The following is a 15,078-nucleotide window of genomic DNA, read 5'->3' as shown; positions in this document are numbered from 1 at the left end:
GCCCATGCTCGAGAACACAGCAGCGCCACGGAAAGCACCGCTGAACCCGCCACTCGATACCCGCTATCAAGTGGAAACCCCGGAGGGCATCGACCTGCCGTTGCGCCCGGCCGGCCTGATGGTGCGCAGCCTCGCCTTCGGCATCGACCTGGGCATTCGCGGAGCCATCCTCGGCGTGCTGTTCCTGCTGCTGGCGTTTCTCGGTCAGCTCGGCATGGGCCTGGGTTCGCTGCTGCTGTTTGCCGTCAGTTGGTGGTACATGGTGCTGTTCGAAGTGCTGCGTCAGGGCCGTTCGCCGGGCAAGCAATGGATGGGCCTGCGGGTGATTCACGATGACGGCACACCGATCGGCTGGTCGGCCTCGCTGCTGCGCAACCTGTTGCGTTTTGTCGACCTGCTGCCGTTCGGTTATTTCCTCGGGGCGATCAGTTGCCTGCAGCACCCGACCTTCAAACGCCTGGGCGACATCGCCGCCGGCACCCTGGTGGTCTACAGCGAACGCCCACTCGCACGCCCGCAACTGCCCGACGCCCAGCCGCGCCGCTCGCCCGTCCCGCTCACCCTCAGCGAACAACGCGCCCTGCTCGCCTTCGCCGAACGCCAGGGCGAACTGTCGCCAGCGCGGGTCAACGAGCTGGCCGCGCTGCTCGCCCAGCCGCTGCACATCTCGGCGCCCAAAGCGGTCAGCGAACTCAACGGTATCGCCCGCGGCTTGTTGGGGCCGACATGAAGCAGAGTCTTTTCGAAACTCGCCACAAGGCCGAATGGGAGCGCTTCACGCTGGCGCTCGAACGCCTCGAACATGGCAAGGACACCTCGCAAGTGGCCACTTTCCCCAAGGCTTATCGACGCCTGTGCCAGCATCTGGCGCTGGCACAGGAGCGTGGCTACAGCAGTTTTCTGACCGACTCGCTGCAACAACTGGTGTTGCGCGGCCATCAGCAGCTTTATCGGCACCGCAGTCGCTTCGGCGCCAACCTGCTGGGTTTCATCCTCGCTGACTTCCCCCGGCTGGTGCGCGCCGAATGGGCCTTTGTACTGGCCGCCAGCCTGGTGTTTTTCGGCAGCCTGATCGGTTTTGCCTTGCTGGTGTATGCCTTTCCCGAACTGGTCTACAACCTGATCCCCGCCGAACAGGTGCGCGAGATGCAGAGCATGTACGACCCGGTGGCCGGGCACCTCGGGCGTTCGGCCGAACGCGCGGCCAGTGAAGACTGGGTGATGTTCGGCTACTACGTGATGCACAACATCGGCATCGCCTTCCAGACCTTCGCCAGCGGTTTGCTGCTGGGCGTGGGCAGCGCGTTTTTCCTGCTCTATAACGGCTTGATCATCGGTGCGGTGGCCGGGCATCTGACTGAAATCGGTTTCGGGCAGACGTTCTGGTCGTTCGTGATCGGCCACGGGGCTTTCGAGCTGAGCGCCATTGCCCTGGCGGGTGCCGCCGGCCTGAAACTCGGCTGGGCGTTGATCGCGCCCGGACGCCTGACGCGCGGTGAAGCACTGAAAACCGCCGCGCACACAAGCGTGCTGCTGGTGTGCGGGGTCATGCTGTTCCTGCTGATCGCGGCGTTCATCGAAGCGTACTGGTCGTCGCGGACCGGGGTTACACCGCCGATCAAATATGCGGTCGGTGCCGCGTTGTGGATCGCCGTGGCGGCCTATCTGCTGTTCGCCGGAAGGACCCGCCATGCGCCTGAGTGATGCCACTGTAGCGATCCGCCCGCGCAGCACCTGGGAAGCCATGGACCTGGGCGTGCTCATGAGCCAGCAGCATCGTCGGCTGCTGATGACCAGTTGGGCCATCATCACCCTGCCGCTGTTCGTCGTGCTCAGTCTGCTGCTGTGGGATTCGCCGTCGCTGGCGGTACTGATTTTCTGGTGGTTGAAACCGGCCTACGAACGCCTGCCGCTGTACATCCTGTCCAAGGCCCTGTTCGGCGAAACACCCACTCTGAAACAGGCCCTGCGCGAATTTCCGCGACTGCTCAAACCACAACTGCTGGCCAGCCTGACCTGGCGCCGCCTGAGCCTGAGTCGAAGTTTTCTGCTGCCGGTGGTGCAACTCGAAGGCCTCGACGGCACCGCTCGCCAGCGACGCTTGCAGGTGTTGCTGCAACGCAATGCCGGCGCCGCGCAGTGGCTGACGATCATCGGCATGCATCTGGAGACCGCGCTGTGGATCGGCCTGATGGTGCTGTTCTACATGCTGCTGCCAGAGCAGATTGAAACCGACTGGGACTGGCAATCGCTGATCCTCGACGCCGATCACCATTGGCGTTGGCTGGAACACCTGACCAACGCCTTCTACGCGCTGGTGCTGGTGGTCTGGGAACCGATTTATGTCGCCTGCGGCTTCAGCCTGTATCTGAACCGGCGCACCGCACTGGAAGCGTGGGACATCGAGTTGGTATTCCGTCGTTTGCGCCAGCGTTTGAACAGCAGCGCTCTGGGTCTGCTGCTGGCGGTCTGTCTGTGGCTGCCGGCGGTGCCACCGGTATGGGCGGATGCCCCGGCCAACGCCCCGGAGGCACCACGCCTGCTGCACCAACCGCTGACCAGTCAGGCTGCGCACGACAGCATCAAGGCGCTGCTCGAACAACCGCCGTTCAAGAACAAGGAAAGCGTGACCCGCTACCGCTTTGGCGACGACCCGGCCACCCCGGCCGAGGGCAAACCCGGCGAGCCTCCGCAATGGCTGAAAACCCTGCTTGGCTGGCTCGACGGTCAACGCTTCAATGCCTTGGCGGTGTTGATCGAAGTGCTGCTGTGGGGCGCGTTGCTCACGGCCGTCGGCTGGCTGATCTGGCGCTATCGCGAGTTCCTGCGCACCTTCGTCAGTCGCCGGACGAAGTTGCCCGCCCGTGTCAGGCCACCTGCGCCGCAACAAGCATTTGGTCTGGACCTGACCCCGCAATCCTTGCCCGACGACATCGCCGCCAGCGCCGAACAACTCTGGCAGACCCAGCCGCGCGCGGCGCTGGGCCTGCTCTATCGCGGCTTGCTCAGCCGTCTGCTCCAGGATTTTGCCCTGACCTTGAAACCTGCCGACACCGAGCATCAGGTGCTGCTGCGGGTCGAGCAATTGCAGCGCCCGGAACTGCTGGCGTTCAGTCGCACCTTGACGCTGCACTGGCAGAACATGGCCTACGGGCACCGCGTGCCAGCGGCACATCTGCAACAGGAACTGTGTGACGGCTGGCGCGCCTTGTTCGAGCAGGGAGCGCGCGCTTGAACCGGCGCAACGCGTGGCTGCTCGGCGGGCTGATGGTCGCCCTGCTCGCGGCGTTGAGCGTTTATCTGTACCTCAAGGCGCGGCCCTATCAGGAAGTGATCGATCACGGCCCCTCGCCCCAGGCGCAGGCCAATCCTTATCTGGCGGCAGAAATGTTTTTGCGCGAGCGCGGCCTCAACGTCAGCCACGCCGAAACGCTGGCGGTGCTGCCCGACATCGATCCGCGTCGGCACACCCTGCTGTTGTTCGGCGAACGTTCGCGCATGACCCCGCGGCAGGTCGATCAGGTGTTGAACTGGGCCCGCGCCGGTGGGCGGCTGGTGTTCGTCGCCGAAGCCCTGTGGGATGAGCAGGCCAGACAGAGCGCTGACCTGTTGCTGGACCGGGTGCAGTTGCACCAGTCCCTGAGCAAGGATCTCAAGGAACCGCCGGCGGAACTGGCCGATGATCCGTACCCGAACCTGACCAAACTTTATCTGGAAGACGAGGACGCGCCGGCCTACGCCGGTTTCGACACCGCGTTCCATCTGGAAGACCCGAAGAATCTCGCCCAGGCCTGGGCCAACAGCGCCAAGGCCACGCACATGATGCAACTGGCGTACGGCCTCGGCTCGGTCACCGTGGTCACCGATGCCGAGCTATGGAAGACCCCGGCCATCAGCAAACACGACAACGCCTGGCTGCTCTGGTACCTGAGCGCCGACACCGACGTCACGCTGATTTTCAACACGCTACACGAGGGGCTGCCGAGCTTGCTCTGGCGTTACTTCCCGCAAGCCATCGTCGCCCTGCTGGCGCTGATCGGTCTGGCCCTGTGGCACCTCGGCGTGCGCCACGGGCCTTTGCAGGCACCCGCTCAGCGTGGCCGTCGCCGGTTGCAGGAACACCTGCGCGCCAGTGCCGACTTCATCCTGCGCCACAACGGTCAGCACACGCTGTTGCAAGCCCTGCAACAGGACGTGCTGCGCCGCGCCCGCCGCCGGTATCCCGGTTTCGACCAATTGAACGTGGCCGAGCAATGGCTGGTGCTGTCGCGCCTGACCCGTCAGCCGACCCGCGCCATCAGCCAGGCCCTGAGCCCGGTGTCGAAACAGCGCATGAGCAGCGCTGATTTCAGTCGCCAGGTGGCCCACCTGCAAACCTTGAGGAACACGCTATGAGTGAACAGATCGAGCCCGGCAGCGCCAGCCACGCCGCCCAGCAACGCCAGCGTGCCAGCCAGTTGGCGCAAGCGGTGCGCGGCGAATTGCAGAAGGCCCTGATCGGCCAGAACAGCGTGATCGACGATGTGCTGACCGCGCTGATCGCCGGCGGCCACGTGCTGCTCGAAGGCGTTCCGGGGCTGGGCAAGACCTTGCTGGTGCGGGCGCTGGCACGTTGCTTCGGCGGCGAGTTCGCGCGCATCCAGTTCACCCCGGACCTGATGCCCAGCGACGTCACCGGCCACGCGGTGTACGACCTGCACACCGAGCAGTTCAAGCTGCGCAAGGGGCCGCTGTTCACCAACCTGCTGCTGGCCGACGAGATCAACCGCGCCCCGGCAAAAACCCAGGCAGCGTTGCTCGAAGCGATGCAGGAGCGCCAGGTCACCCTCGAAGGCCGGGCGCTGCCGATCGCCCAGCCGTTCATGGTGCTCGCCACCCAGAACCCGATCGAACAGGAAGGCACCTATCCATTGCCGGAAGCCGAACTCGACCGTTTCATGCTCAAGGTGCGTATGGATTACCCAGAGGCCGAGCAAGAGCTGAACATGGTGCGTCAGGTCAGCCGCTCGACCCGCGCCGACATGCTCGACGTGCAGCCGCTGCGCACCGTGTTGCAGGCCAAGGACGTGCAAGCCCTGCAACGCATCGCCAGCGACTTGCCGATCGACGATCAAGTGCTGGATTACGCGGTGCGCCTGGCGCGCAGCACCCGCTCCTGGCCCGGCCTGACCCTCGGTGCCGGGCCGCGTGCCTCGATTGCGCTGGTGCGTTGCGCCCGCGCCCGGGCGTTGCTGCGCGGTGGCGAGTTCGTGATTCCCGATGACATCAAGGGCTGCGCGCTGGCAGTGCTGCGCCATCGCGTGCGGGTGGCGCCGGAACTGGACATCGAAGGTCTGCCGGTCGATCAGGTGCTGCAGCAATTGCTCGACCAAGTGCCGGCGCCACGCCTGTGAAACCGTCACGCCTGCTGCTGATCTGGCTCGCTGTTCTGCTGGCCGGCGGCACGCTGCTGGGCACCGTGCAGGCGCTCGACATCCCGACCCCCGCCAGCCTATCGGCGATCAACTGGGGCTTGCTCCTGGCTCTGCTGGTGCTGACGATCATCGATGCGTTACGCCTCAGGCGCTTGCCCTCGCCGCGGATCAAACGCCAGATGCCCGGCAATCTGGCACTGGGTCGCTGGAGTGAAGTACGGCTGCAGGTCAGTCACGATTTCACTGAGCCGGTTGCCGTGATGATGTTCGACCACGTGCCACAGGGTCTGAGTTTCGAAAACCTGCCGCTCCCGGTCGAGCTGCAACCCGGACAATTCAGCGAGGTCGGCTACCGCTTGCGTCCGCTCAAGCGCGGTCACTTCACCTTCGGGCATTGCGAAATCAATCTGCCCAGCCCCTTCGGCTTGTGGACAGGCCGACGCCTGCTGGAAGTGAGCAGTGATATCCGCGTCTACCCGGACTTTGCAAAGCTCTACGGCGGGCAATTGCTGGCGGTGGACAACTGGCTGAGCCAGCTCGGCGTACGTCAACGCCAGCGTCGTGGCCAGGGCCAGGAGTTTCATCAGCTGCGTGAATTCCGCGAAGGCGACAGCCTGCGCCAGATCGACTGGAAAGCCACCGCCCGCCAGCGCACGCCGATTGCGCGCGAGTACGAGGACGAGCGCGACCAGCAGATCATGTTCCTGCTCGACTGCGGCCGACGCATGCGCAGCCAGGATGACGAGCTGGCGCATTTCGACCATGCGCTCAACGCTTGCCTGCTGCTCAGCCACGTGGCACTGCGCCAGGGCGATGCGGTGGGGTTGTGCACGTTCGCCGTCGATCAACCGCGTTATCTGGCGCCGATCAAGGGTTCCAGTCAGCTCAAGGTCTTGCTCAATGCCGTCTACGATCTCGACAGCAGTCAGCGTCCTGCTGACTATTCAACGGCGACCCATCATCTGTTGGCCCGCCAGAAGCGCCGGGCGCTGATCATTCTGCTGACCAACCTGCGTGACGAGGACGACGAAGATCTGCTCGCCAGCGTCAAACGTCTGGGCCAGCAGCATCAAGTGCTGGTGGTCAGTCTGCGCGAGGAAACCCTCGACCGCGCGCGCAATTCCCCGGTTCAGACGCTGCCCGAAGCCCTGGCCTACTGCGGCACCGTGGACTACCTCAATGCCCGGGCCGAACTGCATGAGCGCCTGGCCGCTCACGGCGTGCAGGTACTGGATGTGCGCCCCGGCGAGTTGAGCACGGGGCTGGTGAACCGCTATCTGAGCTGGAAGCGTGCGGGCGTTATCTGATCAAGCGATGAGTCCTCAGAAATCCAGCGCGAATTCGTACAGTTGACTGCTCATCCCTATTTCAATGCCCGCGTACACCCTGGTGCCCGTCTGGAACTGAATGTCGATGGTGGTTCTGCCATCCTCGCCCGTGATCGTCGACCCGAGTTGCGAGTTGTCCAGACGCCAGAACACTGTTTTGCGTGCCAATGGCACTTGGCGTCCATCGGTAATGAGCACCTGGAAAACCCCCGCGCTTAATTTTTTCATGTCGCTGATGCGCGCCGAATCCGGCCCGACCACCTCGATATCGATTGATCTCGAGTAGGGGTAATCGACAATGGAACTTGTCAGCGGGAAGACGCCTGGCTCATTCGCCAGGAAGTTACTGGCGGTGGATCCGCCATCAGGCCCTGTGACGGAAGACTTCCGGCCACCGGCAAAATCCCAGGCGACGCCGAGCCCGCCCCAGCCGCGCCCATCGTCAGATCTGACCACCGTGACCTGCGCTGAAACCAGTTGCCGGGGATAGACCACTGTGCGATCAACCGAAAACCTTTGGATGATCGGGCCATTTTCAACAGCCAGCGCCAGCAGCGCGTAGTCCCACCCGCCCTCGCCGCCCCGCACTGTCGCGGCCAAGGCCCGGATGCCGGAGGTATCAAGATTGAACCGTACGATCGCCCGGCCTGCGGCATCGGTGACTGTCGAAGGAAGGGCAACCTCCGCAAACGTCCACATGACCTCAACGCCGCTGAGCGGCTGCCCTCCAATCGCCGAGACAATCGTCGCTTGGGCGAGCACTTGCGCACCGGGATAAACCGCAGATTCCAGCATGATGAGCTCACTGATTTTCCGCGGCTCCTCAAGCGTATACGCCAAGGCAATCGACTCTGAATGCAACGCATCCCCCACCGTTGCCGTCAGCATGGAGGCACCTGGAATCTGCGGTTTGAACTGCACCCTCGCCATGCCGTAAAAGTCAGTCAGACTGGTCAACGTTCCCAGCTCTGTGTTGCGCCAGGTCACCACGACTCCGGCGATGCCTTGACCGGTGATGGATGAGACGACCCGGACCTCTTCGACGAGTGTCTGCCCCCACTCCAGCACTTGCTGAACGGTGCTGCCGGCGAGGAGTTTGAGCACTTGCTCGCCGGTGCCCAGCGACATCGCATTGGCCGGTGACAGGCTGGCCAGACGCGCGGCGCTCAGGCGCAGGGCGAACCCTCCATCCATGAGGTCGGCGCATCGCAGCGTGTAGCGAAAACCAAGTGCCGATGGCTGACGGGGGACACCCAGTGCGGGCTCGAATGTCAGCCCCAGTTGTGCAGGCCCGGTGCCGGTCAGCCCCAGCGTCAGCTCCTGCTGCAACAGCGGACTGTCCTCCTTGATCAACAACTCCAGCACATGATTGCCCGAACGCCGCGGGAAGTAGGTACGCGCGCCCCAGGTCTGCTCGAGATGGCCATCGAAGCGCACGCTGACACCTTGCCAGGGATCACTTGCCAGCGCCGTGACCCTGAGTTCGCGCTGCTCCTGGTAATTATCGAAACGGCTGAGCAGCTGTGCCACGACCTGGTGCTGACCTGCGGAGGTGGGTGCCAGGGCAAAACCCGACCAGCCGAACGCATCGGTATCGACGACCTGATCTGTATTGGCGGCGTGCCAGCGCACCGCGACGCCTGTCACTGGCTCGCCGGTAAACGCTGACACCACTTGCACCCATTGCCAGGCGGCATCCTGATTGATCACCGGGTCGACCGGGGTTTCGCGCCAGCCTTCAATCCTCACTTTATTGTGATCCAGCTGCATTGAATTCACTGGCGTTGCCCGGGCCAATCCAGGCAGGCGCAGTTGCAGTGAAAATTGCCCCGCAGCGGCACTGGCGGCGAAATCCAGCGTCCACCCGGTGCCGCCATCGGCGAGGGTCTGCGCCAGCTCAAGCGCCGGCTCGACAACGGCATTCAGGTCTGCGGGTGGCGTGCCCTGCCACTCCAGAAAGGCCTCAAGTCCCACCAACGGACTCAACGGATTGGGCAGGAACCTGAGAGTGTGCCGCGCGCCAAGACACGGATAGAACGTCGACTCGCCAGGCGTGCCGGGTACCTGATCGAGCATCACCGACAGTTCTTGTGCCAGATCAGTGGCAATCAGGCGTCCGAACAATTCCCGTGGTACCGAAATGTAATTCACCGACAACTGCAACGCGAACAGGCTGCTGAGACTGCTGCCCTGCTGTGAACTGAACGTCCACTCAAGGCCTTCGCCAAGTATTCTGGGAACGCCGAGGTCGCTAACCGACAGCCCGATGTGCGGATCCTCGCCCCGCCAGTCCAGGGTGATGGAATAATTGATGAGCGGACTGCCGGGGTTCGGCACAAGTTTCAAGGTATGCGCTGTGCCCTTCCAGCACAGCAGCCCCAACTCGACCAGATCCACCTCGACGTCGTCGAACAGAATCCGCACCTCGCGCTTCCACGGATTGCTCGCCAGTGCCCTCACTGCGAACGCTCGCTGCGTCACGACAGCCTCGGCATGCGCACGCACACGGGCGGTCACCACGTGCTCACCGGCTCGGCTCGGCTGATAGAGCACGCTGGCCCAGCCACCACTGCCACTCACCGTCGAGATCGTGCCCTCGGGCGTGTCCCAGTCCACCAGCGCATGGTTGACCGGATCACCATCGCCGCTGGTGAGCACATGCACCACTTGCACTCTCAGCAGGACGCTTTCGTCCTCATCCACCACCGGAAATTTATTCGCCTCCTGCACGGCGCCGATGCGTACCACATTGCGCGCCAGCGACATCGGCTTCCAGTCCGAGGGCAACAGCAGTTTCGAACAGCGCAGTTGCAGCTGGAAGCGACCATCGAGCTGATCGTCGCAGGTCAGGACCCAGTTCAAGTCCGTTGCGCCGACCGCCACCGGTTGCTCCAGCTGCGGCTGCACCTGCACGCCCAACTGTCCGGCAGAAGTGCCTTGCCAATGCAGCGCCAGCGTCGTCGCGCGCAACACCGGCGGTACCCTCACCTTCAATGGATACGTCGAACCCCGGTTGGGATAACCGGTCTTCTGCGCCCAGGGCAAGGCATTGTCCTCGACCACTGCCAGCAGGTCTGCCCATGGATCGGTCGCCAGGACCTGGACCTCCAGGTTCGTGGTTTCAACCCCGGCGGCATAGTAGGGACTGGCCACCGACGCCTCGATGGCAAACGTGCCTGCGGCTTTGGGCCGATAATCGAGGTACGCCCAGCCCTCGGCATCGGTGGATGCCGTCCCGACAATCTCCTGCCCTTCGCTCGTCCAGGTCACGGTGCGCCCGGCCAGATACTGGCCGGTGTAAAACGAGGCCACCCGAACCCCGAGGCGCACCGATTGCGCGAGTTCCAGCACTGGGTAATACGCGGCCTCCAGCACATCGCTGAACACCAGGCGATGATGCCCCAGCGAAACCTCGATCGGGTACGGTTCGGCGCTGTACTGGTTGACCAGACTGGCCGTGAACACAAAGGGCTCCTGACCTTCGAGCAGCGGGCAATACAGCGTCCAAAACGAATCGAGTGGCTGCGCGACGCCCCAGTCCGGTGTTGCGCGCACGGCGCCTTGCGGATTGTCGTCGCTGATCAGGGCGACCGGGGTGTACTGCCACGGGCTGTCGGGCGCGGGCACGCATTCGAACTGATGCTGGAAGCTGCCGTCGGCGCCCAGGCACAGATACAACGGCGCGTTCGCTGACAGGTGCTCACGATCCAGCACAAATCTGTGCGGCACCAACGGTGCCAGGTGTATCCCCAGATGAATGCGGGTGATGCAGACCTTACGGTAATACTCCTCAGGGTTTTCGTTCACCGGCGAGATCACGGTGACGCGAATCTTCTGCTGGCGCGGCAGCGGCAGATCGAGCGGAATGTTGTAACTGACAGGCACGAAGTCCAGAGGCTGTCCGCTGTCGATACGAGCCAGTCGCTTCGGGTTGCCCGGCGGCAGGGGAATTTCAGCCAGTGGCGTGCCATCCAGCGTAGTGATGCTCAGCGTGCCCGGATTGGCGTGGCGCGTTTCACACAGGAAACTCAACACATAACGGGCGCCGACGCCTTGCTCGACAGGCAAGGTGACCTCCTGCGCAGCCGTGCCCCGATTGGCAGCGGCAAGGAACTTGATCATCGTGCCGTCGTAAAGCTCCCCCGCGATCACCACCTCCGCCGTGTTGCCGCCCTTTGTCCAGCTACTGAAACCTTCGTTGAAGTCACCATTGAGTAGCAGGCTTTTATTGGCCTTGATGTCCCGATCAACCATGTCCCGATCAACCATGATTGCCTGCTCCTTTGCCGTTACGTGGCTGACGCGAGGCCATGGTCCGGGTGACCAGATCCTTGACCGCCAGAGTGAAAGTCGGCTCGCCGGCTTTCGCCGTATAACGCACGCGCACGATGATGTCGGTGACCGAGTTGAGCATCGACGCCTGCGGCTGGTTTTTCGGCCACGGAAAGTTCAACTGCCAGCGTGACACCGCTCCGGTGTTCTCGAAGGGGTTGAGCAGACCTTCGTCCGGTCTGATCGCTGTCATGCCGTTGTCGGCCAGGCCCACCGACAGGCCGATCTGCTGGCCGCTGCGCAGGTTGAACTGCACATCGGCCGGAGCGACTTTGCCCGTGGGCTGATGCAGATACGCCACCGACGCTGCCGAAGCCTTGGTCGCGGTCATGCTGCCGATCTGCAGCAAGGTGGCCTGGATATCCTCATACGGCCCGACCAGCACCGCCATATCGACTTCGAGCAGATTGAGCAGCCGGCAGTATTCCCCCGGATGGTCGCGGTCGAACAGCAACTGCGTCAGCTGGAACTCCAGCGTGCCCTTGTCGATCAAGTCGGCCAGCGCCTGAGCCCAGTCAGCAAACCCGGCCTGCGGATCGCTGGCATCATCGAACAGGCGACGCAGCGACACCGTCTTGACCCGTTCCAGACGCCGCTCATGGCTTTGCAGGTACTGGCGATCCATGCGCAACAGGTACTCGCGCAGATGCTCGCCGGCCGTCAGCCCATGGCGATTGTCCTGCCAGACCCGCGGCAACGGATCGCCGACCTCATATTCACCGGTTTCGGCGCTCAGCGCCGCGCGAGCACTCAGGCACAGGCTGACCACCGCATCGTAGGCCTGATAGTGCAACGCCTTGAGCTGGCCCAGCAGCCAGCCGAACAGCTCGGCGTTGCTGGCGCGTTTTTTCAGGAAGTTGTACAGAGACTGGGCTTGACTGTTGCGGCGCAGGGTCTGTTCGAGACTGGCCCTGGCGGCGCCCAGCGCGAACGTCTGCGCGTTGAGCTGTTCATCGATGGCTCGCACTTCCGCCCGTGCCTGATCACGCTGCAGTTCCCATTCCCGGCGGCGCAGGCGATAGCTCTCGATCAGTGCCTGTTTTTCGGCGTCTATCTGCATGCCCGTGGCGTTGATCTGCAGGCCGAAGACCAGCGCATTGGCGATCGCGTCGAAGCGCATGCCGCCGGAGGCGACGCCGAATATGCACGGCCCGACGGCCAGCGCCGCACCACCACTATTGATCGCCATCGTGCCGAAATTCAGCCATTTGGCCGATTGCAGTTTTTCCATGACCTCATATTCGGTGTCGGTAATGTGCTCATCGAACCAGGCCTGGAACCGGTCGGCGCGCTCCTGCGCCATGCTGCGACTCTGGCTCAGCGCCGTCACTTGGGCCTGCTGCTGCTCGAGCGACTGCTCCTGAACCGTGCGGGCGTACGCCTCCAGTTCGCCCAGATATTCCTGCTGAATCTCTTCCAGTTCGGCGCGGTCGCGTTGTTCGATCAGGCGCAAGACCTGATTGCCGTATTCCTGCAAGGTCTGCACCGCGCGCAACGCCGCTTCATAGGTGACGCGCCAGCGAAACGCGCCGACCACCAGACGGCCGCCCATCGGGCGTGGCGCACCACCGCCGCTGGCCAGGTCACGGAGCAATTGATCGGGATCGGTCGGCGGACTGAACAGCGGCACATCCAGCGGTTTGCCGTCCAGGGTCAGGTTGTTACGCAAGTTATTCAGGCGCTGGACTGGCAAGTCGAACAGCTCCAGCAACTGCTCGTTGATCGGACACTTGAACGGTTCGTTCGCCAGCAGCCCCATCAGCGGCGGGGCATCGGCGGCCGGTGGCACATCGGCCAGAGAAAACACCAGCTCCTGCTCGAACTTTTCCAGTGCCGGACGCGTTGCGCTCTTTGCCAGCAACGCTTCCACGCTTTGCGTCTCCCAACGGGTGACGACCGTTGCAGACGGTGCCTTGCCCATGAGGAATTCGGCCTGCACGTAACACAGCTTGGCTGCCACCAGCGCATCACGGGTGAGTTGCCGGTAATACCAGTCACCCCAGGCGACGAGGTTTTTCACGTACTCGCTGAACACCAGAATCTGATAGTGCCGCGGGCTGGCGTAGGCGATGGCATCCGGATCGGTCAACCTCACGGCCTCGCAGCCGGCATTCCCCGCCGCGACCAACGGGCGGCAGCGCCAGTAGTCGGGTCTCTGCGGCTCGCTCGTGTTCGCTCTTGCCTGGGGATCGAACAGGTGATGCAGCCAGTTCTGCGCTTCGAGAAAACGATCCTCGGCCCGCAAGCGCGTCGCCACCAGATGCGGCAGATGGAAGAACAGCTCCCAGAAGAACAGACCGTTGGCGCCGTCGAATGCCCCGTTGGGCTCGCTGATCGTACCGTCGGCCGGTGGCGGCTCCGCGAGAAACTGGCTGTCCCACTCGAGCACGGCATCCACGGAGATCTGGCTGCGCTCGACCAGTTCCGGGCCGAACAGGGAATTCAGACGCGCGAGTTGCAGCATGCCTTCTTGTCTGAAGGCGATGAACTGCGCCGCATCCAGCGAATTTTTTACCAGTGTCGGCGCGGGGAAACGGCGCAGTCTGGTGAACTCCACGGTGAATTTCTTGGTGCCTTGTGCAGTGTTACTCAGGGTGAAATCGAATGACGAGGCAAAGCCTCCGGTCGAACGCTTTAGCGTCATCCAGTCAGTGGCCCAGCCGCCAGAGGTGGACTTTATGACTTTAACCTCGTCGGGATCCCCACCCGCGCCATTGTGTAAAATCAGCTTGAACTCGACGTTGCTGCCGGCGGCTCCCGTCTTCTCTCGGCACAGGCCCCTGACCCACAGAAAATCCAGGTCTCCCACCTCGTTGAACACCACCTGCAAGGCGTAGTAAGCCGTCAGTGGTTTGTCGTCCTGACTCTGTACCGTCACCGTCGGCTGACTCTTCGAGGTCAGCGGATGCTGGACGATCAACTGATCGGTGAAACGGTGTTCCGCCAGGTGATCGAGCCAGCTGCCGTCGTCCTCGGGCAGCGGGCGAAACAGTACGTCGCGTGTCGCATGCACCTTGAGCGCCCCGGTGCCGTTGGTCAACAACACCCCCAGACGCCCCTTGGGGTGCTGCGCATCCGCCAGCGTGGTCGCAATCAGTCGCGTGTCCTCGCCGAGGTCATTGGCCGCCGTGATGCTCTTCAGACTCAGAGGCGCCGACCATTCGCCGCTCTGATTCATGAACGCCAGATTGATATCCAGCTTGTACGGCACGTCCTGCGCCTCTTCCCGCTCACGCCACTGCGCCCACACCACGCACAACCGCCCGCCCCAAAACACCGGCCGCAGATCCAGCACCTTGCCGGCCACCGGAATGTCCACTGGTTGCCATTCACCCCAGGCGGCCGGATTGATCGCGGTGCCACCGGCCGTCAGTTCGATGTCAGCCTTGCGCCAGAAATACTGGAACGGCTGCACCCGCTGACGGCCAATAAAATAGTAGGTCGCGCGCGTGGCCGAGTCGGTGTCCAGACACGCACTGATCACGTCGAGGTTGCAGGTCTGCTCGAACGTCTTGAGATAATTCTGCAGGGCACGTTGCACCGAGTCGCCGTTGAGGCGCGTCTGGTTCAGGTCATTCTCGAGGGTTTTGAACAGCCCGCTCTTGCGTTGCCGGACAAACGGATTGATGTAGTTTTCCGGGTACACCGCAATCATCGACAACGCCGCCCAGTCGGGGAAATTGCTGTACAGCTCCCAGAGTTTCAGATGCTCCTTTTCGAAGTCGACCTCGGCGTAGCCTGGCTCGAGCTTGCGGTAGGCGGCATGGATGAATTGCTGGGCGCAACTGGTCGCCTCGGCCACCCATGAGCTTTGCACCGGATAGTTGTCGAGTGGGTCCAGGCGCAACAACTCGAACAGGTCTTGCGGCGTTTTCACGAAGGCGTATTTGCTCTTGGCGACGTGACCGATGCAGTACTCCACCAACGCGGTACGACGTTTTTCCAGCAGTTCAGCCAGGTTGCGCTGAGTCATGGTCGGTTTCTCCTGAGGACGGGCATCCACG

At 63.1% G+C, this 15,078-nt stretch carries 8 protein-coding genes; 6 read left to right on the top strand and 2 right to left on the bottom strand.

From position 1 onward, the window contains the following. Nucleotides 1-4 precede the first annotated feature (4 nt). Genes LCH64_RS03565 through LCH64_RS03540 form a run of 6 tightly spaced genes read left to right on the top strand, consistent with a single transcriptional unit; the run spans nt 5 to nt 6,721 of the window. Nucleotides 5-730 (top strand): RDD family protein, encoded by a 726-nt coding sequence (locus LCH64_RS03565; RefSeq protein ID WP_003227585.1) that lies wholly within the window; start codon nt 5-7, stop codon nt 728-730. Further along, nucleotides 727-1,704: a stage II sporulation protein M gene (locus LCH64_RS03560; protein ID WP_226499521.1), complete on the top strand. Its 978-nt coding sequence runs from the start codon at nt 727-729 to the stop codon at nt 1,702-1,704. Before LCH64_RS03565 ends, LCH64_RS03560 begins: the two co-directional genes overlap by 4 nt. Next, entirely contained in the window at nt 1,691-3,235 is a 1,545-nt protein-coding gene (locus tag LCH64_RS03555) for a DUF4129 domain-containing protein (RefSeq protein ID WP_226499520.1), read from the top strand. The genes LCH64_RS03560 and LCH64_RS03555 overlap by 14 nt, the downstream gene beginning before the upstream one ends. Next, entirely contained in the window at nt 3,232-4,395 is a 1,164-nt protein-coding gene (locus LCH64_RS03550; protein WP_226499519.1) for a DUF4350 domain-containing protein, read from the top strand. The genes LCH64_RS03555 and LCH64_RS03550 overlap by 4 nt, the downstream gene beginning before the upstream one ends. Then, nucleotides 4,392-5,393, top strand: coding sequence for a MoxR family ATPase (locus tag LCH64_RS03545; RefSeq protein ID WP_003227594.1), 1,002 nt, complete (start codon nt 4,392-4,394; stop codon nt 5,391-5,393). Before LCH64_RS03550 ends, LCH64_RS03545 begins: the two co-directional genes overlap by 4 nt. Further along, on the top strand, nt 5,390-6,721 hold the full coding sequence (locus tag LCH64_RS03540) for a DUF58 domain-containing protein (RefSeq protein ID WP_226499518.1): 1,332 nt from the start codon (nt 5,390-5,392) through the stop codon (nt 6,719-6,721). Before LCH64_RS03545 ends, LCH64_RS03540 begins: the two co-directional genes overlap by 4 nt. A gap of 15 nt (nt 6,722-6,736) precedes the next feature. Here the strand turns inward: LCH64_RS03540 and LCH64_RS03535 are convergent, their stop codons facing one another. Further along, a complete protein-coding gene (locus tag LCH64_RS03535) occupies nt 6,737-11,011 on the bottom strand; it encodes a hypothetical protein (RefSeq protein WP_226499517.1) in 4,275 nt (1,424 codons plus the stop codon). Beyond that, complete coding sequence (locus LCH64_RS03530; protein WP_226499516.1) at nt 11,004-15,047, bottom strand: neuraminidase-like domain-containing protein; 4,044 nt, start codon at nt 15,045-15,047, stop codon at nt 11,004-11,006. Before LCH64_RS03530 ends, LCH64_RS03535 begins: the two co-directional genes overlap by 8 nt. Between the last annotated feature and the right edge of the window lie 31 nt (nt 15,048-15,078).

The sequence above is a fragment of the Pseudomonas sp. MWU16-30322 genome, from assembly GCF_020515535.1.
Lineage (GTDB): Bacteria > Pseudomonadota > Gammaproteobacteria > Pseudomonadales > Pseudomonadaceae > Aquipseudomonas > Aquipseudomonas fluorescens_H.
This window is presented reverse-complemented; position numbering and strand designations above follow the sequence as displayed.

Bases quoted from the DNA above. Each gene is read 5' to 3' on its own strand.
- LCH64_RS03560 (WP_226499521.1), top strand. From the start codon at position 727: ATGAAGCAGAGTCTTTTCGAAACTCGCCACAAGGCCGAATGGGAGCGC.
- LCH64_RS03555 (WP_226499520.1), top strand. From the start codon at position 1,691: ATGCGCCTGAGTGATGCCACTGTAGCGATCCGCCCGCGCAGCACCTGG.
- LCH64_RS03545 (WP_003227594.1), top strand. From the start codon at position 4,392: ATGAGTGAACAGATCGAGCCCGGCAGCGCCAGCCACGCCGCCCAGCAA.
- LCH64_RS03535 (WP_226499517.1), bottom strand. From the start codon at position 11,011: ATGGTTGATCGGGACATGGTTGATCGGGACATCAAGGCCAATAAAAGC.
- LCH64_RS03530 (WP_226499516.1), bottom strand. From the start codon at position 15,047: ATGACTCAGCGCAACCTGGCTGAACTGCTGGAAAAACGTCGTACCGCG.
- LCH64_RS03565 (WP_003227585.1), top strand. From the start codon at position 5: ATGCTCGAGAACACAGCAGCGCCACGGAAAGCACCGCTGAACCCGCCA.